This is a genomic window from Hyphococcus aureus (assembly GCF_042643165.1).
GTDB lineage: Bacteria > Pseudomonadota > Alphaproteobacteria > Caulobacterales > Parvularculaceae > Hyphococcus > Hyphococcus aureus.
Genome location: NZ_JBHRSH010000002.1, coordinates 539,256 through 561,046, shown reverse-complemented (window position 1 = coordinate 561,046; position 21,791 = coordinate 539,256). Strand labels below are relative to the sequence as shown.

Annotated in this window: 16 protein-coding genes; 13 read left to right on the top strand and 3 right to left on the bottom strand. The window is 58.1% G+C overall.

The features are described 5' to 3' along the window. Positions 1–42: 42 nt before the first annotated feature. Complete coding sequence (locus ACFOOP_RS15675) at positions 43–1,005, bottom strand: IS1595 family transposase (RefSeq protein ID WP_379882072.1); 963 nt, start codon at positions 1,003–1,005, stop codon at positions 43–45. Between the two features lie 186 nt (positions 1,006–1,191). Here ACFOOP_RS15675 and aspS point away from each other — a divergent pair, with 186 nt between their 5' ends. The 12 genes from aspS (at position 1,192) to ACFOOP_RS15615 (ending at position 17,687) form a co-directional block, all read left to right on the top strand. Next, on the top strand, positions 1,192–2,991 hold the full coding sequence (gene aspS, locus ACFOOP_RS15670; protein ID WP_379882071.1) for an aspartate--tRNA ligase: 1,800 nt from the start codon (positions 1,192–1,194) through the stop codon (positions 2,989–2,991). Positions 2,992–3,015: 24 nt separating this feature from the next. Then, a complete protein-coding gene (locus ACFOOP_RS15665; RefSeq protein WP_379882070.1) occupies positions 3,016–4,137 on the top strand; it encodes a M14 family metallopeptidase in 1,122 nt (373 codons plus the stop codon). A gap of 366 nt (positions 4,138–4,503) precedes the next feature. Then, the gene (locus ACFOOP_RS15660) at positions 4,504–6,489 is read left to right on the top strand and encodes a heme lyase CcmF/NrfE family subunit (RefSeq protein ID WP_379882069.1); all 1,986 of its coding nucleotides are present in this window, start codon (positions 4,504–4,506) and stop codon (positions 6,487–6,489) included. Then, positions 6,486–7,022: a DsbE family thiol:disulfide interchange protein gene (locus ACFOOP_RS15655; RefSeq protein ID WP_379882068.1), complete on the top strand. Its 537-nt coding sequence runs from the start codon at positions 6,486–6,488 to the stop codon at positions 7,020–7,022. Before ACFOOP_RS15660 ends, ACFOOP_RS15655 begins: the two co-directional genes overlap by 4 nt. Continuing rightward, positions 7,019–7,471 (top strand): cytochrome c-type biogenesis protein, encoded by a 453-nt coding sequence (locus tag ACFOOP_RS15650; RefSeq protein WP_379882067.1) that lies wholly within the window; start codon positions 7,019–7,021, stop codon positions 7,469–7,471. Before ACFOOP_RS15655 ends, ACFOOP_RS15650 begins: the two co-directional genes overlap by 4 nt. Continuing rightward, entirely contained in the window at positions 7,471–8,325 is an 855-nt protein-coding gene (gene ccmI, locus ACFOOP_RS15645) for a c-type cytochrome biogenesis protein CcmI (protein ID WP_379882066.1), read from the top strand. Before ACFOOP_RS15650 ends, ccmI begins: the two co-directional genes overlap by 1 nt. A 163-nt stretch (positions 8,326–8,488) precedes the next feature. Next, entirely contained in the window at positions 8,489–8,875 is a 387-nt protein-coding gene (locus tag ACFOOP_RS15640) for a DUF3307 domain-containing protein (protein ID WP_379882065.1), read from the top strand. 193 nt (positions 8,876–9,068) lie between these two features. After that, positions 9,069–10,502, top strand: coding sequence for a surface lipoprotein assembly modifier (locus ACFOOP_RS15635; RefSeq protein WP_379882064.1), 1,434 nt, complete (start codon positions 9,069–9,071; stop codon positions 10,500–10,502). 10 nt (positions 10,503–10,512) lie between these two features. Beyond that, positions 10,513–12,891: a FecR domain-containing protein gene (locus ACFOOP_RS15630; protein WP_379882063.1), complete on the top strand. Its 2,379-nt coding sequence runs from the start codon at positions 10,513–10,515 to the stop codon at positions 12,889–12,891. Between the two features lie 24 nt (positions 12,892–12,915). Beyond that, the gene (locus ACFOOP_RS15625) at positions 12,916–15,144 is read left to right on the top strand and encodes a CHASE2 domain-containing protein (RefSeq protein WP_379882062.1); all 2,229 of its coding nucleotides are present in this window, start codon (positions 12,916–12,918) and stop codon (positions 15,142–15,144) included. Between the two features lie 686 nt (positions 15,145–15,830). Next, a complete protein-coding gene (locus ACFOOP_RS15620; protein ID WP_379882061.1) occupies positions 15,831–16,532 on the top strand; it encodes a Crp/Fnr family transcriptional regulator in 702 nt (233 codons plus the stop codon). Positions 16,533–16,616: 84 nt separating this feature from the next. Further along, complete coding sequence (locus tag ACFOOP_RS15615; RefSeq protein WP_379882060.1) at positions 16,617–17,687, top strand: hemolysin family protein; 1,071 nt, start codon at positions 16,617–16,619, stop codon at positions 17,685–17,687. Between the two features lie 9 nt (positions 17,688–17,696). On the opposite strand, the gene ACFOOP_RS15610 is transcribed toward ACFOOP_RS15615, so the two are convergent. Together ACFOOP_RS15610 and ACFOOP_RS15605 are read right to left on the bottom strand one after the other, a co-directional pair. Continuing rightward, the gene (locus ACFOOP_RS15610; RefSeq protein WP_379882059.1) at positions 17,697–18,725 is read right to left on the bottom strand and encodes an ACP S-malonyltransferase; all 1,029 of its coding nucleotides are present in this window, start codon (positions 18,723–18,725) and stop codon (positions 17,697–17,699) included. Further along, positions 18,722–20,935: a thiamine pyrophosphate-dependent enzyme gene (locus ACFOOP_RS15605; RefSeq protein ID WP_379882058.1), complete on the bottom strand. Its 2,214-nt coding sequence runs from the start codon at positions 20,933–20,935 to the stop codon at positions 18,722–18,724. The genes ACFOOP_RS15610 and ACFOOP_RS15605 overlap by 4 nt, the downstream gene beginning before the upstream one ends. Before the next feature lie 140 nt (positions 20,936–21,075). On the opposite strand from ACFOOP_RS15605, the gene ACFOOP_RS15600 reads away from it, so the two are divergent. After that, positions 21,076–21,702: a nitroreductase family protein gene (locus ACFOOP_RS15600; RefSeq protein ID WP_379882057.1), complete on the top strand. Its 627-nt coding sequence runs from the start codon at positions 21,076–21,078 to the stop codon at positions 21,700–21,702. Positions 21,703–21,791 lie beyond the last annotated feature (89 nt).

Genomic DNA, 21,791 nt, shown 5'->3' with positions numbered 1-21,791 from the left:
CACTTCCCCTTCGTCCGCCAGCGAGCCTTCCGATTAGGCCCCTTAAGCTTGCGCGGCTTCCCGTCCAGAAGTTGCTTCATATAAAAGACGCTTCCCGACAGTTGCCTTGATAGCCTTCTCCGTGCGCTGCGTGTCGTCAATGCCTAGCGCTGCGCGATTGGAGTAGCGGAAATCAAATTCACTCAGGTAACGGTGCAGGTGTTTTTTATCGCAATGCTGATACACGCCACGCATTCCACGCTTAAAGATGCCGAAATATCCTTCAATCGTCTGGGTATGGATCGTGTTGTCTTCGCGGTTAACGTATTCGTCAGCCGAGTGATTGACGCTGTAATGCTTCGCAAACGTATCGCCGATGCCGCGATAGTGCGGGGCCTCATCGGTCATCAGATGCGCTTCACGGGCAAGGTTTTCTTCTAGGATCGGCTTGATCGTTTTCAGGCTGATGTTGTCGACCACATAACTGCGCACACGCCCTGAATTGCGGTCAACAAGCGAAACAACCTTGCACATATTGCGGATAGGCATACGGCTCTTAGGCGCATCGGGATCGCGTCCGATGAAAGTTTCGTCTGCCTCAACCTTGCCGCCACCGGAGCCCATGGAAGGCTCGAAATCTTCCGGGCGCATCGCCTCGCGGATGCGGTGAGCCATAAACCAAGCCGTCCGGTAAGAGCCGAAACCAAGGTTGCGGTGAAGCTGGGCGGCGCTGATGCCTTTTTTCGAAGAGCACATCAGGTGCGTGGCCAGTAACCACTTATGGAGCGGGATATGGGACCGCTCGTAGATCGTGCCGATGGTCACGGAAAAGGGCTTCCGGCATTCCTTGACCTTGCACTTGTAGAGGCCGGGGCGCGTGGATTTGCCCTTCAGAAGGGTCGAAAATTCGTCGCCTACCACGCCGCAGTGAGGGCAGACCCGGCCATCAGGCCAGCGCAGCGCCTCGTAGTGAGCGCGGGCGGCTTCTTCATCGTGGAAAATCGGGTCTGTGAGCTTCTTGGCCATTGTCTCTCTCCAATGACCAAAAGATAGGAAATCAGTCTTGGTATGTCAAGTGAATAATGTCCAGTAAGCTTTACTTTTTGGCTTATGGCGTGAAGCAATCGTCTCGCTTTCGAACCTGACCTCGCGGCCTTGACATTGCATGTGGTAATCGCCACTCCGGCGCGACTAATTTCAGTGGGGAATAGAATGCACGCCTATCGTAGCCACACCTGTGGAGAATTGCGCAAAACCGAGGTTGGCGAGACCGTTCGCCTCTCAGGCTGGGTCCACCGCAAGCGTGACCATGGAGGGCTCCTGTTTATCGACCTGCGCGATCATTACGGGCTGACACAGCTCGTGGTTGAGCCTGAAGCGGCGTTTTTCGCAGAGGTCGAGAAAGTTCGCCAGGAAAGCGTCATCATGATCGACGGCCGGGTGGTCGCGCGCGACGCCGAGGCCGTGAACCCGAACCTCCCCACGGGTGATATCGAAGTCCGCATGGACGCGTTTGAAGTGTTGTCCAGCGCGGACGAGTTGCCGCTGCCGGTTTTTGGCGAGCCTGACTATCCCGAAGACATCCGGATGACGCACCGTTATCTCGATCTCCGCCGTGAGACCCTGCACCGGAACATCATGATCCGTTCCAAGATCATTACGGCGATCCGGGGCGGTATGGAAAAAGCGGGCTTCACCGAGTTCCAGACGCCGATTCTGACGGCGTCATCGCCGGAAGGCGCGCGCGATTTTCTGGTGCCGTCGCGGCTTCACCCCGGAAAATTCTATGCGCTGCCCCAGGCGCCGCAGATTTTCAAACAGCTCATCATGGTGTCGGGCTTTGACCGCTATTTCCAGATCGCGCCATGCTTCCGCGACGAGGATGCGCGCGCTGACCGATCCGCCGGCGAATTCTATCAGCTCGACCTCGAGATGAGTTTCGTTGAGCGCCAGGATGTGTTCGACGCTGTCGGCCCGGTCATGGAGCAGACCTTCAAGGCGTTTGCCGGCGAGCGCGCGGTGACGAATTATCCGTTCCCGATGATCCCTTATGATGAGTCTATGCTGAAATATGGTTCCGACAAGCCGGACCTTCGCTGCCCCATCGAAATGCAGATCGTGTCGGATCATTTCCGTGGATCGGGCTTCAAGATCTTCGCGCAAATTCTCGACGCCGATCCGAAAAACGAAATCCGCGCCATACCGGCGCCGGGCGGCGGTTCTCGCGCTTTCTGCGACCGCATGAATTCCTTCGCCCAGAAGGAAGGTCTGCCGGGCATGGGCTACATGATCTTCGACGAAACGGAAGTGAAAGGTCCGCTGGCGAAGAATATCGGTCCGGAACGCGCCGAAGCGGTGCGCGCGCAGCTTGGCATGAAAGCCGGCGATGCGGCGTTCTTCCTTGCGGGCAAGGCGGAGGATTTCCAGGCGGTCGCCGCGAAAGCGCGCGTGGTGATCGGCGAGGAATTAGGCCTCACCGACAAGAACAAATTCGAAATGGCCTGGATTGTCGATTTTCCCATGTATGAATGGGACGAGGAAAACAAAAAAGTCGAGTTCGGCCACAATCCGTTTTCCATGCCGCAGGGAGGCCTTGAAGCGCTCGAAAGCGTGAAGACCGACGAGGATTATCTCGCGATCAAGGCCTATCAGTACGACCTCGTCTGCAATGGATATGAGCTTGGCTCCGGCGCGATCCGGAACCATCGTCCCGACATAATGTATAAAGCCTTTGACGTCGCCGGTTACGGCAAGGAAGTCGTCGAGGACAAGTTCGGCGGCATGTTGAATGCGTTCAAATATGGCGCGCCGCCCCATGGTGGGTGCGCCATGGGTATTGAGCGGATCGTGATGCTGCTCTGCGACCAGGTGAACATCCGCGAAGTGACGATGTTCCCGATGACTCAGCAGGCTGAAGATCTGTTGCTTCATGCGCCGATCGAAGCGTCGCCGGAACAGTTGAAGGACGTTCACATCCGTGTGGTGATGCCGATCACGGAAAAGAAAGACTAAAGGGCGAGGCCCCGAAGGGAAGCAATGATCAAGATCTCAAGCGATTTCGACAGCGGCAACATTCTCTGTACGAACGCCGACAATCCATCGAATATAGAGCTTGAGATCAAACCCGACGGCAAGGCCAACTTCTTTCAGTGGTTTTTCTATTGCGTTGAGGGTGCGGAGGGGCAAGCCCTGAAGATGCGTCTCACCAATGCGCAAGGGGCGTCGTATCTTGGCGGCTGGAAAGACTACCGCGCCGTCGCCTCCTATGATCAGGACGACTGGTTCCGCGTGGATACGGCGTTTGACGGCCGCGAGCTGATAATCACGCATAAGCCGGAAAAAGATAAAATCTATTACGCCTATTTCGCGCCTTATCCGACCAGCCGCTACCGCACCTATATTGAAAATATCAAAGAGTCGCCGGTGCTCTCGCATGAGGTTCTTGGCGAGACTTTGGACGGTCAGGAAATCGATTATTTCAAAGCCGGCGAAGGCGCGCGGCACTTCTGGGTGATTGCGCGCCAGCATCCGGGCGAGACCATGGGCTCGTGGTGGATGGAAGGCTTTCTGGAGCGTCTCACCGATGAAGGGGATGGCGGCGCCAAGACCCTGCTGGAGCAGGCGACGTTCCATATTGTGCCGTGCATGAATCTCGACGGCGCCCAACGCGGACATTTGCGCACCAACGCCGCCGGAAAAGACCTCAATCGCGCATGGCGCAACGCTAGCATGGAGGAAAGCCCGGAAGTCTTCCTCACGCGCGAAAAAATGCGCGAGACCGGCGTCGATTTTTTCCTCGACGTCCATGGCGATGAGGCGATCCCCAACAACTTCCTTGACAATGCTTTTGGCATTCCGTCGTGGGATGAGCGCCACGAGAAGCTGTTCAGTACGTATTCCTCGCGGCTGCTCGACATCTCCAAGGACTTCCAGACCAAGCAGGGCTATCCGCCCGCCGCGCCCGGCAAGGCCAATCTCGATATCGCCAATTCCTATGTCGCGGAGACATGGAACTGTCTGTCCATGACTCTTGAAATGCCGTTCAAGGACGCGAATGTGAACCCGGACCCGGTTCATGGCTGGTCGCCTGAACGCTGCCGCAATTTTGCGCGGGAGCATCTGACGGTGATGACCGAAATCGTGGATATGGTGCGCTGAGAAAGCCCGCCCCCATAGGGCGAGCGGCTGTTTCGGAAATTCATCATTTCTGTTGAAAAACAGCACTTTTGCCCAGTGTTGGTGAATAGTTATCCAACACCTTCGGCGCCGCCCTATACTCTCTCAACGGTCATTCGCCATGCGATCTCTGGAATCGTTCGGGATGACAAACGAGGCGACGGATATGATGACGGAGCAGAAAATTCCAAATGGCGCCACATCGCCCGCAACCCCGCATAAAACAAGGGCGCAGACAGGCTCGGGGCCCGCTCGCAGCGAGGAGCAGCGCCTATTTATCGCGGGAGGCGGCCCTCGCAGAATCCGGACGAAGCCTCTATTGAAATCGGCTCGTACAAGGACCGCTCCATGACCCCAGAAATCGGACATTTCGCGCTGATCCTCGCTTTCGCGCTATCGCTGGCGCAGGCGCCGGCGCTGCTGATCGGCGCACGGGCGCAGGATGCACGCTTCGCCGCTTTTGGCCAGCGCGCGGCGATCCTGATTTTCGGTCTCGTGGCGGTCTCGTTTTTCAGCCTGATGCACGCTTACGCGATTTCGGATTTTTCCGTGTCGAATGTCTTTGAAAATTCCCATACGGCGAAGCCCTTCATCTACAAGCTGACCGGGACATGGGCGAACCATGAGGGCTCGATGCTGCTCTGGGCGCTGATCCTCACCTTGTTCAGCGGGGTTCTGGCGGCGCAAGGGCGCGCAGCGCCGCGCGATCTGTTGTTGCTGACGCTTGGCGTACAGGCGCTGATTGTCTCCGCCTTCCTCGCTTTCATTCTGTTCACATCCAATCCGTTCCTGCGGCTGTTCCCGGCGCCGCTGGACGGGACGGGACTGAACCCGTTGCTGCAGGACCCCGGCCTCGCGATCCATCCGCCGTTTCTCTATCTCGGCTATGTGGGCTTCTCGATTCCGTTCTCCTTTGCGGTCGCCGCGCTCATTCGCGGCAAAGCCGATACGGTCTGGGCGCGCCTGGTGCGTCCCTGGGCGCTGATCGCCTGGGTGTTTCTCACCATCGGCATCGCGCTCGGGAGCTGGTGGGCCTATTACGAGCTTGGCTGGGGCGGCTGGTGGGCGTGGGACCCGGTGGAGAACGCCTCTCTCATGCCGTGGCTCGCGGGCACCGCGCTGATCCATTCGGTTCGCGTGGTTGAACGCCGCGACGCCATGAAGGGGTGGGCGGTCCTCCTTGCCATCACCGCATTTTCGCTCAGTCTTGTGGGCACTTTCCTTGTGCGCTCGGGCGTTATCACCTCAGTCCATGCCTTCGCGGTGGATCCGACGCGCGGCGTGTTCATTCTCATGATCTTGATGGCGGCGATCGGCGGATCGCTCAGCCTTTTTGCGCTGCGGGCGAATTCACTCTCGGCGACGGGCGCGTTTGCTGCGGTCAGCCGCGAGGGCGCGCTTGTCGTCAACAATGTCTTGATGCTTGTGGCCTGCGCGGTTGTTTTCGTCGGAACATTCTATCCGCTGTTCATTGATGTGTTGTCGAGCGAGAAAATTTCCGTCGGCGCGCCTTATTTCAATTTCATCTTTGCGCCGCTTGCGTCTGTAACGCTGATCCTTGCTGCTGTCGGAACATTGCTTGCGTGGAAGAAGGCCGATCTCGGCGCCAGTGTTAAAAAACTCTGGCCCGCCGCCGCGGCGGCGCTCGTGATGGCGATCATCGTCGCGGTGATCGCGGACCGCGCCCGCATCAGCGGCGCCTTCGCCATGGGGCTTGTGGTCTGGCTTGCGGGCGGCGCGATGATCGACATCGCCGGACGCATCAACCTTTTTCGTGCGCCTTTCTCGCAAAGTCTTGCGCGCGCCAAGGGCCTTCCCGGCGCCGCCTGGGGCGCGGCGATAGCCCATTGCGGCATCGCGTTGTTCGCTGTCGGCGCCGCCAGCATGAGCCTCTGGAAAACTGAAGTGGTTCAACTCATGGCCGAAGGCGATAGGGCTGAAATCGCAGGCTACTCTGTCACCTTGCAGTCTGTTGAGCGCATCAGTGGTCCGAATTATGAAGCCGAACGCGCGACGTTTCTCGCAACGAAAAATGACCAACGCGTAATGCTGGCGGGTGAACGCCGGTTTTACCCCGTGCGCGGGATGGAGACGAGTGAAGCGGCGATCCGCGCGCGCGGCATGAACGATCTTTATATTTCATTCGGGGCCAATAAATCCGGCAATGGCTGGCCGGTGCGTCTGTTCTTTAATTCCCTTGTCGGTTTTTTATGGCTCGGCGCGGCTGTGACCGCTTTTGGCGGACTTGTGGCGTTTGGCGACAGGGGCCGAAAACCGGCAAAGTTGCGCGACCGCAAACCGGCGCCTGCAGCAGTCGAGGCGGCGCCCGCATGAACCGTGTTGTCCTGATCATTCCGGTGGCTTTATTTTTGGTGATCGGCGCCTTTTTCGCCTGGGGCCTGACGCGCGATCCAAGCGCGATACCTTCGCAGTTAATCGACAAGCCTTTGCCGCAATTTGAAATGGCGGCGATTGAAGGGCTGGATCAGGGATTTTCGTCGGATGAATTGAAAAAGGGCGAGGTCGTTCTTCTAAATATCTTCGCGTCCTGGTGTGTGAGTTGCCATATCGAGCATCCATTTCTGATGCAGCTCGCGAAAAACGACACCATCAAGATTTATGGTCTCAATTGGAAAGACGAACCGGGCAAAGGCAAGGAATGGCTCGACCGGCTCGGCAATCCGTACACAAAAGTGGGTGACGATTATTCCGGCCGCGTCGCCGTCGATCTCGGCGTGACGGGCGCGCCGGAAACCTTCGTGATCGATAAGCAGGGCAAGGTGCGTTTCCGCGTCGCGATGCCGATAACCGAGCAATATTGGAATGACACGCTTGGGCCCATGATCGAGGAGTTGCGCGGTCAATGAGGGCTCTTGTTTTTATAGTCACGCTTTTTTGCATGGGCGCCGCCATCGCGGCGGAGCCGGACGAATTGCTCGACGACCCAGCGCTTGAAGCGCGCGCAGAACAGATTGACGCGCAATTGCGCTGTGTTGTCTGCCAGAGTCAGTCCATTGCAGAGTCAAACGCGCCGCTGGCAAAAGATTTACGCCTGCTCGTACGAGAGCGGCTTGTCGCGGGTGACACGAATAAGGAAGTCATCGCCTATGTCGTCGAACGCTATGGCGATTATGTGCTTCTGAAACCGCCGGTGCAGGGCAATACGCTGTTTCTCTGGGCGTTTCCCGCGCTGGCGCTTGCAGCAGGCGGGGCGGGCGCGTTCTTCTTTTTGCGCCGTGCGAAACCGGTTCCCGCGACGCCTATCAGTGAGGAAGACGAGCAGGAAATTGACCGTCTTCTGGAAGAGCGCGGCTGATGCTCTGGATTGTCATGCTTGTTTTGGCGGTAGCGGCGCTTGGTCTGTTGATTGAGCCTTTCCAGCGCTCGCGCCCAGGGGCGGAGCCGCTTGACGAAGAGGATTATCTGGCGGCGCAGATCGCGGATATCGCCCGCGACCGTGAGGCGGGGCTTATCAGCGCAGAAGATGCGCAAACAGCAGAAAAAGAGGCGCGGCGGCGTCTTCTTGCGGCGCATCGGGCGGCGGAAAAGAAAACTGACAAAGCGATCGGCAAGTCTGTTCAATACGCGGCGATGGCGCTGACCGCGGCCGCGCCGCTGGCGGCGTTTATTCTATATGGTGCCCTTGGCAATCCCGCGCAAGAAGAAACGCTGGCCGGCCAGGAAATCGCCGCGCGATCGCGCGCGCAAATGGCGGCGGATATGTCGCCGGATGATCGCGCGCAAATGATCTCCGGCATGGTGCAGGGACTTGCTGCGCGTCTGGAAGAAAACCCCGATGATCTTGAAGGCTGGACCATGCTCGCGCGTTCATATGCGGTGATGGAAGACTATGTGAAAAGCGCCAATGCTTATGCAAAAGCAATCGCCCTGTCGCCGCAAGATCCGGAACTGCATATGGGCCGGGTGCAGGCGCTTGTCGCCGCGAGTGCGGCCAGGGGTGAGCCTATTGATCAGCAGGCGGAAGAAGCCGTTGAAGCGCTTGCGGCGCTTGATGAAAACAATCCCTTTGCGCTTTATTTTCAAGGGCTCGCGGCCAGCCAGCGCGGTAATAGTGAAGCGGCGCGGAATTATTGGTCGCGACTTGTCGCGATGATGCCCGAAGACGCGCCGGAGCGCGCGCGCATTGTGGAAATGATCAACGCGCTTTGAGCGTTGAGAAATTTCGTTGCGCTGCAATAAGTGTGACGTGCATCACTTACGAACCTTGGAAAGACTGATCGTCGTCTTGCCTCAGCGCTCCGACCCGGCATAGGGTTTCGCGTTGCGCCAATGTTACGGCGGGACGAGGGGATTTAGGGCAGGATTACGACTAATGAATGACGTCGCGTTCGTCTTTGCGCTGTTATTGACCTATCAGGCCAAGCATTTCATCAGCGATTACCTTCTGCAAACCACCTGGATGGCCAATGGCAAGATGAAGCCGGGCTGGGGCTTTTTGTATCCGCTGACATTGCATGTGCTTATTCATGCGCTCCTGACCCTGACGATTGTGATGACGGTCAACCCGCATCTGTGGTGGCTGGCGCTGGTCGATTTCGGCGCGCATTTCACCATGGACCGGATCAAATCTGCGCGCGCGCTGCTTGGCCGTTTCGGAAATCCCCAAAAACAGTCTTTCTGGATTTCTTTCGGTTTCGATCAGATGGTTCACCATCTAACCCACTATTTTATCATCTGGCAGTTGGTGACGAACCGGTAAGGTGCTGAAAACGCCCCGCTTTCGCCGCAGTTTCGTGGTTAACAGCGGCGAGAAAACGGTTGCGGGGGAAATTGCTGCATCGCATAGTCTCGTGAGAGAGACATCGCTCAACGCGCTTCATGCGCGTTTGCGCTGTATGGGAATGGCGACTTACCTGGGGTGAGCGTTGCTCGCGCCGGGCAAGGGGGAGTTTATGGGAGAGAAATCCCGAAAATCTGTAATTCGGCGCCTCGGCGTTGCCGCGCTGGCGGCTTTTTCAGCATCCGGCGCCGCGAGGGCGCAGGAGCCCGAAGAGGCGGCGCGCGAAGCTGTGGATCGCGACCTTTACGAAGCGCAACGCGACCTGCAGACGAACCGTTACAGAGACGGGCGCATCCCGTTCGAACAGATTCTGTCTGCGCCGGAAAATGTTCAGCTGAATATTGATTATGCCCGTCAACAAATTGCGGCAGGCGACCTCAAGGAAGCCGGCGCCACGCTGGAGCGCATTCTGCTTCTCAATCCGACCTATTATGACGTGCGCGTTTTATATGGTTTGGTGCTCTACCGTCTCGGGCTTTACGATCGCGCGCGTTATGAGCTTGAGCTGGCGCTTGAAAGCGGCCAATTGCCCGGGCCATTGGCGGCGGAGGCGGAAACTTACCTCAAACGTATTCGCTATGAGCAACGTCCGACGCGCGGCGCGCTGACGATCACCACCGGCGTCGATTACGAGACAAACCGTAATCAGTCGCCGTCTAGCGGCGAGGTTTTGTTCTCTCTGCCCAATCCGTTTGTTCCGGGCCAGTTTGTCACCACAACGCTCAACGCCAATCCGAAGGTCGATGACTTTGCATTTGTCGTTTCGGCGCAGGGGCGTCTGCAGCATGATCTCGGCACTCAGGAGGGAAGCCTTCTTCATGCGGATGTCGGCTTTTATCATTCGGACAAGATGGAGGTCGACAATCTCGATCTCGACGTCGCCACGCTGGCGTTGGGCGGGACATGGTATTCCGGCAACTGGTCCTTCACGCCGCGTGTGCGTGGCGGGTTTTACTGGCTCGATGGCGATGACTATCTCGCGACCTATGGCGGCGATCTTGAGGTCGCCTATCGGTGGACCCCGCGCTTTACGACTTATGCGATTGCGCGCGGCGAGCAGGAAGATTTCCGCGACACAAGTGATTTCGGCGCAGCGAGTGAGCGCACTGGCCGGCGGATCAGCGGGCGGCTGGGCGCCACATGGCGTTTCACCTCAAGTCAGAAACTGACGGTGGAAGGTCTTTACGCCGATAAAAACGGCGAGGAAGTCTACGAATCCTATAACCGCTACGGCGTCCATGCCCAGCATAGCTGGCTGCTTGGGCGCGGCGCCTTTTCGATGGTCGGCGTCTGGGCGGAGAACTCCTCTTATGACGGGCCGGACAATTTCATCACGCCGCTGATCACGCGGGATGAATGGCTTTATCGCGGCCGCTTCACGCTGGGCGCGCCGATTTCTTTCTTCGCGCCGGGCCTGCCTGAAGCGGTGAAAGACATCACGCTCATCGCCCAATATGAATATGAGACAGTGGACTCCAACATTATCAACTTCGATTACAAGACGCATAAGGCGGCGTTCCTGATTTCGAAGCGAATTGCGTTTTAGGGGGGACGGCATGAAACAGAATCACATCGCCTCCATGCTGAAAGCAACCGTCGCAGTGGCGGGATTGATTCTTTTCGCAGCGCCTGTGATGGCGGCGGAATGTTTCGACGAAGATACTGACGATCCGAAAGCGGGGAACGCCACTGCCGTCGTCGGTCCCGAGGTCGGCGTTTCGCGTAGCTCGCGAAGCGGCGTGTTCCGGCCGGAATCGGGCGATGACATGTTCTCCGAAGATTATGTGCGCACCGGAGATGACTCCCATCTACAGCTCAAACTGTGTGACTGGAGCACCTATTCATTTTCGCCGAATTCGGAATCGGCCATCAGCGAATTCTATGACGCCAGCGGCGCCGGGCGCCGGCGTGTCGTCAATTTCGTCCGCGGAGGCGTGCGATATTCATCGGGCCGTGATACGGAGCCTGGTTCGACGGAAGTTGAAATTCAGGATAGCGGCGTCACCATGGGTGTGCGCGGCACCAATGTCATCGTCGTTGAAATAGAAGGTTTTGTGTATGCCCTCCTTGAGGGGCCCCTGCGCGACAATAGCGGGCTTTCGCCGAAAGGTTTGGTCGATTTCTGGATTGACGAAAACCGGGATCAGATCGAAGCGAGCCTGAAACGTCCGGGCTGGGTCGTGCGAATTGGTCCCGATGGTATTTCCGAGCCCTATCGCGCTGACGAAGAACTCTTGAAGAAAATCTATGATGCATTCCTGCCTGTCATTCCGGAAGGGGATGGCGATGAGCAGGATTACGCTGGCGATCCGCTCAATGAGTCTGGTCAAGGAACGCAGGAAGGTGATGACGGCCAGCAACATGCTAGCAAGCGTGGCCTCCAAAAAAATAGCGATACGGAATATTATCCTGAACGGCCTTTCGGGAATGATGAGGGCGACCCTGACTTTACGGTGCCGGTTGGCGATATTCTGCCGCTGGACCTCCTCGATGATTACGCCGGGCTACAAACAAGTCCGGATGGGAACCTGTTCGTCATTGCGCCTGCGCAACTAACGGTAGGCTCCGGTTCGTCGCCGGTGACGCAGGACGGGGTCGTCATGTTCCAGATCGCGATTGACTGGGCGAACCGGACGATTGCACCTGAGGCGTTGGCCTCTTTTGTGAAGTTTGACTTTACAGTAACCGATCCGAGCGATCTTACACAGCGCAGCATGACCGGCGTTGAACCCTCGCCGGAGGTGATAGAAGCTTTCCTGGAAGCGCAATTAGCGAGCGCCGGCGTTTCTTTCATGTTGGGCGAGGGCGGTCTTTCGGCTTTTGATACGCCTGCTTTTAGTCTGACGGTGCGTCAGGGTGAAAATGGCGCGGTGACGGTTGATGTCAGCAGTGAATTTGAAGGCAGCGACCCGAATAACACGCCTTATATTCTCGCGGGCGGCGCCGATGATGTCCTTTTGACGCCGGGGACAGGCGAGCTTGCCTATTTCAGCGAGGACCTCGCGGATGTCTACACACTGACAGAGCTTGATTCTGTTTCAATACGCGGGGGCTCGGTGATGTTAGAGGGCGCCTCCACCAATGTTATTTCAACGCTCGGCGCTCCGGCGCGGCTCACCGGCTGGTCTGTCGCACAGCTGGAGGTTGATTTCGCCAACCGCACAGTTGGCGGCGGATCGTCTTTCGTCGCTGTTTCCGCCGCCGCAGATCCGGCCATCGGCGGCGATAATGCTGTGCAATATGTGGCCCTCGATCAGGCGGCGTCTTTCGATTCCGGTCTGTTCGGACTCGCTTTTTACACATTGGCGTCGCTGAGCAGCGATCCGGTGGTTGTCGCGGGCGAGGCGATGGTAGGACCAGGCGACGATTACCTGGGGGATCTTGCGGCGATTATTGAAGATGGTGAAGGCAATCATCTTTATACTGAAGTCAATCTGTCTGATTCCAACTTTAATATAGGCGCCATTTCGTCGATGGCCGACTTTGAGGCGCGGGGGGCTGTGCTCGGCGGCGGTGTCTTTAATTTCGACGGTGGTTTCGATTCCGCACAGGTGCAACGCGCCGATGGCGGCTTTTCATTTGGCAATGCATTCGCTGGCATCGACATCGACTTTGCCAGCCGGACCGTTGGGGGCGGTGATTCATATGTTGAAATCATCATTTCTGATGCCCTGAACAGTTATGCCTTTAATAGTGTCGAATTCCTCAGCGCTGTGAGTTTCGATGATGCAGCCAACGGCGCCGGCGTGTTCGGCTTCGGTGCGGATGAATTTTCCGGCTCGAATATAGAGAACGCTTTGTTCCTGATCCGCGATGGTGTTGGGGGCGCCGGGGAAACGGCTGATATATATTTCAACTTCCAGGACGGAATGGGCGGCGTCGGCGTCGGCGCTATCGAACAAATGACACGGCAACCGGGCGCGACCGATTACTAGAGTTGCGCTAATGGGCGGAATGCGATGAAGCGGCGGATATTTGGACCGCGTCTTGCCGGGGTCATCGGCGCCGCCCTTGCTCTGGCGATGGTGTTTTACGAGCCGGCGCTGATCAATTCCGCGCGCGACCGCCTGTTCGATCAATATCAACGCCTCAGCCCGCGCACCTATGACTCCGCCCCGGTGCGGGTCGTTGAAATTGACGACGCCGCGCTGGAAAAATATGGTCAGTGGCCTTGGCCACGTCATCGCCTCGCGACGATTGTGGACCGCCTGAGCGATGCAGGCGCCGCCGTGATCGTGCTCGACATCATTCTCGCCGAACCGGATAGAACCAGCCCTGTCAATGTCACTGCGAACTGGCTCGAAGCGCCGCAACTTGCTCCGGTTGCGGCGGAACTTTCAATGATTGACCTCTCTGCCGTCGATCACGATGCAAGACTTGCCGCATCGCTTGCTTCGGCGCCGACTGTCCTCCATTTGACGGCGCGCGCTGGCGCTACAGGCGGGGCGTGCCCTGCGCCGCTAGATGGCGCAAAAATCGGCGGCATGACGGCGGATGAGCTGACGCGGATCGCGCCAAGTTTCCGGAGCGTCGTCCCTTCGCTTCCGCAATTTCGCGCTGCGGCCAGCGGTGAGGGATTTGCACGCACCGGCCTTTCCAATGATGCGGTCGTTCGCGGCGCTCCTATGGTCGCGCTCGCCTGCGAAGGCAAGGAGATCTATCCGGGCCTTGCGATTGAAGCCTTGCGGGTTGCGGCCCCGCGCCTCGATCCGCAGTTAGCACCGCGTGGCTTCAAAGTGGCGGCGGATCGGCCCTGCCGCGCTCACGTAAAGGGCATCGCCGGACAGTCCATATCAGAGGTGTCCCTTTGCGGCCTCCATATTCCCACGACTGAGGATGGCGAGCTTTGGGTGCATTACGCCTCGCCGGAGGCGATGGCGGTGCGCTGGATATCCGTCGTTGATATTCTTGAAGGCGATGCAAAAGATATTGAGGCGGCGGTGAAGGGGCGCATCGTCATGATCGGCGCTTCGGCTGAGGGGCTGCGCGACGTGATGGTGACGCCGCTCGGCGATGAACGCCCCGGCGTTCATATCCATGCGGAGATCATCGAGCAGGTGTTGAGTGGAAAGACGCTGTTTCGCGCCTGGGACGTGATGCGGCCGATTGAGATTGCCGTGGCCGGGTTTGTCGTTCTGCTCTTGCTTTTGTTCCTGCCGCGGATGACGGCCGCCGCCGGGTTTGCTGTCTGGCTGGCGCTGGCTGCGGCGCTGTTTGGCGGCGCCTTTACGGCTTTCACGACATCACGGCTTCTGATTGATCCGGTCGCGCCGGGGCTTGTGTTGACGCTCTCTTTTCTCGGTGCCTTTGTGGTGCTGTTTCAGCAGGAACAGATTGCACGGCGGTTTATTCGCGGCGCCTTCGGGAAATTCTTGTCACCGCTAATCTTAGAGCGACTTGAACGTGACCCCGGATTGTTAAAGCTTGAAGGTGAAACCCGGGAGATTACGGCTTTCTTCTCCGACATTCGCGGGTTTACGACAATTTCTCATAGCCTGTCGGCGGTGCAGGTGACCTCGCTCCTAAATCAGTATTTCACCGAGATGACGAAAATCGTCACCGACCATAATGGTCTCGTCGATAAATATATGGGCGATGGCATGGCGGCCATGTGGAATGCGCCGATCGATGTCGCCAACCACCCGGCGCAGGCGGCGCGGGCGTCTCTTGCGATGTTAACAGCTGTAGACAAGCTGAATGCCGAATGGCGCGGCAACTCCAAGCACGGCCTGCCGGAGATCCGTATCGGCATTGGTCTCCATACGGATGAAGCGCAGGTCGGGAATTTCGGGTCCGAAGACCATCTTGAATATTCCATGCTCGGCGACATGGTGAACCTCACCTCGCGGCTTGAAGCATTGAACAAGGTCTATGCTGCGCCGATCATCATCTCTGCGTCGACGCAGGCCCGCATTCCCGATTTCGCTGCCGTGCCGCTGGGTCGGTTCACGGCCGCCGGACGCAGTGAGATGACAGAGATTTACGCCCTCGCCGGGGACGAGGCGCTGGCGCGCCGTCCGGCGTTCCAGACCTTCACGGAAACCTTCGCTGCGGGACTTGCGGCGCTCGAAGCCGGCGACGGCGCCGCCGCGCGGCGTTATTTTGGGGCCCTGAAGCAGGGCGAGGCTTTCGGGCTTTCCGGCGCGATTGATGTATTTCTCGCCCGGGCAGACCAAATCAACAGCTAACTATCTGTAATTTCAAAATAATCCAGATTCATGCAGGAACCGGATCAAGCTGTGACGGCCATCACAGCGAGAAATCCGGAGCTCTTTTATCTTTTCCTCATCGGCGGCCGGGAGAGGCCGAAATGAGGGAAATAGGAGAGAGCATCATGGGTATCGTGGAAATCATCCTGATCGGTTTCATCGGCCTCAACGTCACGCTCGGCCTGTCGAGCCTCGTTACGGTTGGCCGCTAACACCTGCGCCACGCGGCAGGGAGAGAGCGGCGCGCCCGATCGGGGGAGAGGGCGCGCCGAAACTCTCAAAAAAATAGAAATTACATAGGCTTAGATAAAGAAACACAAGCTGTGACGGCCATCACAGCGCGAAAGGAAGGACGGTTCTACCCTTCAAACATCGGCGGACGAAAAAGGCCGGCAGGGAAAGAGGAGAGAGCGTTATGGGTATCGTGGAAATTATCTTGATCGGTTTTATCGGCACAAATGCGGCGCTTGGGCTTTCCAGCCTTTTCACAGCGAACCGCTAAAACGGAGCCCACAGAGCCGGCGCATGCCCCGCACCGGCTCAATCTGAGAGCGGCGCGTCCTCGCCTGGGGGAGAGGACGCGCCAGCTTTCAACCCATAAAGGGGACAATTCTCCGAATTTTCACTAGACTTGGCGCAACGGGAACTAGACAAGCGCGGGTGTTATGCGCGGCGCCGCCACAGGACTGATCTGGGAGCTAAAACGGCATCCCTTTTTCGAAGCCATTTCAGAGGACAATCTGAAAGGGCTGCTCGACCATGCGCAGCCGGTTGTGTTCGGGGCGCGAAAGCAGATTTTCGCACAGGGCGACGACAGCGACTGCCTCTACATCATCCTGTCGGGCCGGGTGAAAATCTCGTCCTATTCTGACGCCGGCAAGGAAACCGTGCTCGCCTTTATGGGCGAGAACGAGGTTCTGGGAGAACTCGGCGTGTTTGACGGCGGCGAGCGGTCGGCGACAGCGACCGCGTTACAGGAAACGCGGGCGCTTCGGCTTTATCGCCGGGATGTTCTCGACTTTCTCGATCGTAATCCCGGCGTCGCCCTGCAGATTATCTCCGCCCTTTGCCTCAGGCTGCGCCACACCAATTTCCTGCTGGAAGACATTGCGACGCTGCCCGCGGGGCCGCGGCTCGCCCGTGCGCTGATGCGTATAGGCGAGCATTACGGCCATCATGATGATGACGGTGCGCTCCATATCGACATGAAGCTGAGCCAGGGCAATCTCGGCGCCCATGCGGGGCTGATGCGCGAAAACGTCAACCGCCAGTTGAAGCTGTGGGAGGCGGAAGGCCTCGTGCGTCAGGAGGGCGGCGTCATCGTTATTAATGACCCGGAAAGCTTTGCGAAGATCGGAGAGGAATAGGCGCACGGCGTGTTGTTGACCTGCGCCAGCTGTTTTGGCGATCATTCTAGCCATCTTGCAAGTAAAATATGGTACCATGCCTGAATGACGCTGCTTATTTTCTATCTTCTTCTCGCCATTCTGGTTTCGTTTTTCTGTTCCATCGCTGAGGCCGTACTACTCTCTGTGAGGCCTTCTTACATCAAGATGCTGGAACGCAGGGGTGCGCGGGGCGCCAGATCGCTTCAGCGGTTAAAAGACAATCTCGACCGGCCACTGGCGGCTATCCTGACGGCTAACACAATAGCGCACACAGTCGGCGCCGCGGGTGTCGGCGCCCAGGCCACCAAGGTCTTCGGCAGCGCCTATCTCGGGGTCACGTCAGGCGTTTTGACGCTCCTGATCCTGATCTTTTCCGAAATCATCCCGAAAACGCTCGGGGCGACATACTGGCAGGCGTTGGCCCCGCTATTCGGCCGGTTGATTTCATGGCTCACGGTGCTCTTGTTTCCCTTTGTCTGGCTTTCCGAAAAGCTGACGCGGCTGCTCGCGCGCGGCAACGCCGGTGCGTCATCTTTCAGCCGCGACGAGATGGAAGCGATGGCCGAGATCGGCGCGCGGGAAGGGCTGCTTGAGAAAAAGGAGCTCAAGATCGTCCAGAATCTGATGCGCCTCAAACTCCTTTCGGCGCGGGACATCATGACCCCGCGTTCTGTGATCTTCTCGGCCCCGGCGGCGATGACAGTCGGGGAGTTTTTCTCAAAACACGCCGACAAACCGTTTTCGCGTATTCCCGTTTACGAAAAAGGGACAGACGATGTGGTCGGGTTTGTCATCAAATCCGATCTTCTGGTGGCGCAGGCGAAAGATCGCTTCGAGGCGCTGCTCTCGGAGTTCCGGCGCGATATTCTCATCCTAACTGACAGGCTCTCCGCATCGGAGGTATTCGATCAACTGATGCATGAGAAAAGCCATATCGCAGTGCTGGTCGATGAATATGGTTCGGTGCAGGGCCTTGTCACACTTGAAGACGTCGTTGAAACGCTGATTGGTCTCGAGATCACTGACGAGTATGACAAAGTCGAAGACATGCGAGCGCTCGCCTATAAAAAATGGCGTGAACGCATGGAGGCGATCGGCGTAGACCCTGACAGCATGGGATCGCCGGCGCAGTAAGCAACAGCGTTAAACCGCCAGTGCTCGTTGATCCGCGCGGCCCATGGCGATTAGGAATGGGTCTTCTTTCTGCATCGCCGAGAAGTCGGCCTTGGAAGATAAGCCTAGCCATTCATGCCGTATCAGTTCCTGCGCGATGGGTGCGCCAAGTGTTGCTCCGGGCCCGGCGAGGATCAGTTTGTCCGGCGCGAATTCCTTCACTGCGACTTCGATGGATTTGGAGAAGTCGTAAGTTTCTATGATCTGATGACCGAAGGTGTAGTTATAAAGTGCGCCGAGGTCGCTTGCATGAGGTGACCAGATTGCACCGCGCCCGTCGATCATTGGCAGATTCGGCGACTGGAAAATTTCGGGTTCTAGCGTGTTGAAGGCTGCATCTGAAACATGACTGAGAAGCGGTGTGTGGAACGCCGCGTGACGCGCCAGCCGGAAAGGATAACGCCCTTCAGCCTGCGGCAAGACGCGCTCCATGGCAGCCATGCCCGCGTCATCGCCCGCCAGCACCGCCATGCCGCCGAGGCGAATGGACAGGTATGCTTGCCCTTCCGTGCGCCCGGCGTGAATTGCGTCGCTGATGGCTTTGAGGTTGGCCCGGCTCTCGCGCCAGTCCTCGCCGACGAATGGATAGATGAGTTGTCCGCCTTTGCCTTGCGTTTCCATCAACGCGCCCATGGTGTCCACAAGGCGGATGGCGTTCACAGGGTTTACGGCGCCAGCGCCGGCAAGTGTCAGATACCAACCCAGCGAATTGCCGCAGACCGCGGCGATGTCGAATTCATCGCGGTTGATCGCGGCGAAGTCAGCAAGCGCGCATGTATAGATCAGCGCCGAGGCGTTGATCGAAGACGCATGTTTCGCAGCGGAATAGGTTTTCGCGTTGTCGAGCGCGGAGACTGTCTCGCGGTCTTGGCGCTCGCGCCAGTCGTCGACGCCCTTGATGAACGCCGCCTTATCTGTGTGATGGCGCGTCAGATAACCCAACTCATCCTTGCCGTAGGTGCCACGGCCCGGAAAAATAACGACGGCTGACTTTTTCATTCCGCGGCTCGTTTGTTTGTCTTACCTGTCAGCGCAAGCGCCGCATGGACGATATCGGCCTCGCTGATCAGCACTGTATCGGCGGCGGGCCCTAATGGGATGAACGTGTCGACGCCGGTAATGCGAGAGAGATTGCGGGAAACTCCGCGGTCGGCGAACTGCGCAATGATTTCCTCACTCACGGAGCCTGACTTGCGGCACTCATCGACGATGAGGACATTCTCGCAGGCGCCGATTGCGTCGATGATCGCGTCCATGGGCAGCGGCGCGAGCCAGCGTAGATCGATAATGCGCGCGGAGACGCCGTTCTCAGTAAGCGCTTTCGATGCGCGCTGAGACAGCCATGCGCCATTGCCATAAGTGACGATGGCGAGATCGGTTCCGTCGCCAATCTGGTTGACGGCGCCGAAATCGGCCTTGCCTTCAATCTCGTTGAAAACGGAAGTCATCTGTCCGTCCCCTTCGGCGTACAGATCTTTCACTGGATAAAGCGCGATGGGTTCGAGGAAGACAACGACGCGGCCTTCTTCGCGCGCAAGCCGGAACGCCTCGCGCATCATCTTGACGGCTTCGGCGCCTGAAGACGGGCAAGCCAGAATGATACCCGGAATATCGCGGAAGATGGCGACGGAATTGTCATTATGGAAGTGCCCGCCGAAACCTTTCTGATAGGCGAGGCCGGCAATGCGCACCACCATTGGATTTGTAAATTGTCCATTGGAAAAGAAAGACAGAGAGGCGGCTTCTCCGCGCAACTGGTCCTCGGCGTTGTGTACATAGGCGAGGAATTGAATCTCGGGCACAGGGATGTAGCCATTATGACCGAGACCAATGGCCATGCCCAGAATGGATTGTTCGTCGAGAATGGTGTCAAACACACGCGACGGCCCGAATTTTGGCTGTAGCCGTGTGGTTGCGCCGTAAACGCCGCCTTTCTTCGCGACATCCTCGCCGAAGATCACGACATTTTCGTCGCGCTCCATCTGCTCGGCGAGGGCAAGCGAGATCAGCCGTGACATATGTTGCGGCTCGGTTCTGGCGCGGGCGTCGTCCGGCGCATTCGGCATGGTCTTGCCCGGGCGGATCGCGCGCCGAGGTCGGGCAGGTGGAAGCAGGGAGGCAGTCACGGCTGAAGCGCTTGTGAGTTTTGGGCGCGTAGTTGCTTGCTCCATGGCGCGGTAAACCCGCCCGCCGATATCTGTATAAAGAGCTTCGATATCTTCAAGGGACATGACGCCTTCTTCGATGAGGCGGCGTGCGGTGTGAAGCAGCGGGTCCTGATCAGCTTCCTTTTCGATTTCAGCGCGCTCGCGATAGGTGCTTTCAACATCGGAACCGGCGTGGCCCATGAGGCGCACAGTGCGCAAATGCAAAAAGACAGGCGCCCTAGCGCCCCGGGCGCAGCGTTCCGCAGCACGGGCCGCGCGCATGGCGTCCACCACGTCGCGCCCATCGCCGAAAATGTAACGCAATCCCGCTCGCGCACCGTAATTGGCGGCGATCCAGTCCTCGGGCGTCTTCACCGAAATGCCGATGCCATTGTCCTCGCAAACAAAGACCAGCGGCAGGGGAAGACCGCGATAGCCCGTATGGGCGGCGGCATTGATAGCTCCAACGGCTGTTGAGTGGTTCGCCGAGGCGTCGCCGAAGGAACAAAGGACAACGCTGTCGCGCGGCAGTTCGGGGTTTGGCCGCCTGTGCGTGCGTGACAGGGCGATGGAAAAGGCCGCGCCCATGGCCTTGGGCAGGTGTGAGGCGATGGTGGATGTTTGCGGCGGAATGAAAAGCGGCTTCGAACCGATAACCTTGTGGCGCCCGCCCGAAATCGGGTCTTCCGAGGAAGCGACGAAGGATAACGCCATGTTCCAGATGGGGTTTTGGCCCGGCAGTTTCGACGCGCGTTCCACATAAAATGCGCCGGAACGGTAATGCAGAAACGCCAGGTCATCGATCCGGAAAGCGCGCGCAACGGCGGCGTTGCCTTCATGGCCGGAGGAGCCGATGGAGTAGAACCCGCGTTTTTCCGCGCCAAGCCTGCGCGCTTCAAGGTCGAGGCGGCGGCTTGTAAGCTGGCTCTCGAACAGAGCAGCTAAGTCGCGTGCGGTCATCCCGGCGTCCGCAAGAGTTGTTTCCGCTAGCGGTGCGGGCAGTCGCCCCGCCTGAAGCCGTGTTAAAAATCCGTCCGCCGATGCGGCAATCGCCCCAGCCATGAATAGGTTTCCCACCTTTAATAACAGTCACTTCCCCCTATCATCATCCGGCCTTCAGGAGGGGCCTTGTGGATGAGCGGGGGTTGCGTCTACTCCTTATCAGGCACATTTCATTTGCCAAGTAGGAGAGCAAAGGCGGCATGGCGGACGGCATAAAATATCCGGAATTGGGTGAGACTCTGGCCTCGGCGCATCCGAGCCAAGCAACCCTGGAAGCGTTGCGGACGCGTCGGTCAACACCGGCCGATTTCCTCACCGGGCCAGGACCGGACGCGGAGCAGTTGCAGGATATTCTGACTATCGCCGCCCGTGCGCCCGATCACCGCCGCGTGGTTCCGTTTCGTTTCATTGTGTTTGAGGGGGAGGCGCGGGCGCGTTTCGGCCTCGCCCTGAAAGAGGTTTTTGTGGAAAATGAACCTGAAGCAGACGAGGCGAGAGCAGAATGTGAGGGTAACCGGTTCCTGCGCGCGCCGGTCGTTGTCGCTGTCATTTCCAGCACTAATCCTAACCATCGTACGCCGGAATGGGAACAGATTTTGACCTCCGGGGCGGTCTGTCAGAATATGCTTCTGGCTGCCTCGGCTTATGGATTCGCCGCGCAATGGCTAACAGAATGGTATGCCTTTGATGAAAAGGCGCTCGCAGCTTTGGGGCTTGAACCTGGTGAAAAAGTCGCAGGCTACGTTTATATTGGAACCGCAACAGAAGATCCCAAAGAGCGTGGGCGTCCGGATATGAAAGCGATCATCAGCCGCTGGGGCGAATAAGCTTCACGCTTGTGTGATGCCGCTGCGCAAGGCGACGGATCAGTTTATAGTTTATCGTTGGAATGATTGAAAAACGAGAAGGACGGACT

Excerpts from the sequence above, each read along its gene's own strand:
- ACFOOP_RS15665 (WP_379882070.1), top strand. The coding sequence starts at position 3,016 with ATGATCAAGATCTCAAGCGATTTCGACAGCGGCAACATTCTCTGTACG.
- ACFOOP_RS15650 (WP_379882067.1), top strand. The coding sequence starts at position 7,019 with ATGAGGGCTCTTGTTTTTATAGTCACGCTTTTTTGCATGGGCGCCGCC.
- ACFOOP_RS15605 (WP_379882058.1), bottom strand. The coding sequence starts at position 20,935 with ATGGCTGGGGCGATTGCCGCATCGGCGGACGGATTTTTAACACGGCTT.
- aspS (WP_379882071.1), top strand. The coding sequence starts at position 1,192 with ATGCACGCCTATCGTAGCCACACCTGTGGAGAATTGCGCAAAACCGAG.
- ACFOOP_RS15600 (WP_379882057.1), top strand. The coding sequence starts at position 21,076 with ATGGCGGACGGCATAAAATATCCGGAATTGGGTGAGACTCTGGCCTCG.
- ACFOOP_RS15675 (WP_379882072.1), bottom strand. The coding sequence starts at position 1,005 with ATGGCCAAGAAGCTCACAGACCCGATTTTCCACGATGAAGAAGCCGCC.
- ACFOOP_RS15615 (WP_379882060.1), top strand. The coding sequence starts at position 16,617 with ATGACGCTGCTTATTTTCTATCTTCTTCTCGCCATTCTGGTTTCGTTT.
- ACFOOP_RS15655 (WP_379882068.1), top strand. The coding sequence starts at position 6,486 with ATGAACCGTGTTGTCCTGATCATTCCGGTGGCTTTATTTTTGGTGATC.
- ccmI (WP_379882066.1), top strand. The coding sequence starts at position 7,471 with ATGCTCTGGATTGTCATGCTTGTTTTGGCGGTAGCGGCGCTTGGTCTG.
- ACFOOP_RS15610 (WP_379882059.1), bottom strand. The coding sequence starts at position 18,725 with ATGAAAAAGTCAGCCGTCGTTATTTTTCCGGGCCGTGGCACCTACGGC.
- ACFOOP_RS15640 (WP_379882065.1), top strand. The coding sequence starts at position 8,489 with ATGAATGACGTCGCGTTCGTCTTTGCGCTGTTATTGACCTATCAGGCC.
- ACFOOP_RS15630 (WP_379882063.1), top strand. The coding sequence starts at position 10,513 with ATGAAACAGAATCACATCGCCTCCATGCTGAAAGCAACCGTCGCAGTG.
- ACFOOP_RS15620 (WP_379882061.1), top strand. The coding sequence starts at position 15,831 with ATGCGCGGCGCCGCCACAGGACTGATCTGGGAGCTAAAACGGCATCCC.
- ACFOOP_RS15660 (WP_379882069.1), top strand. The coding sequence starts at position 4,504 with ATGACCCCAGAAATCGGACATTTCGCGCTGATCCTCGCTTTCGCGCTA.
- ACFOOP_RS15635 (WP_379882064.1), top strand. The coding sequence starts at position 9,069 with ATGGGAGAGAAATCCCGAAAATCTGTAATTCGGCGCCTCGGCGTTGCC.
- ACFOOP_RS15625 (WP_379882062.1), top strand. The coding sequence starts at position 12,916 with ATGAAGCGGCGGATATTTGGACCGCGTCTTGCCGGGGTCATCGGCGCC.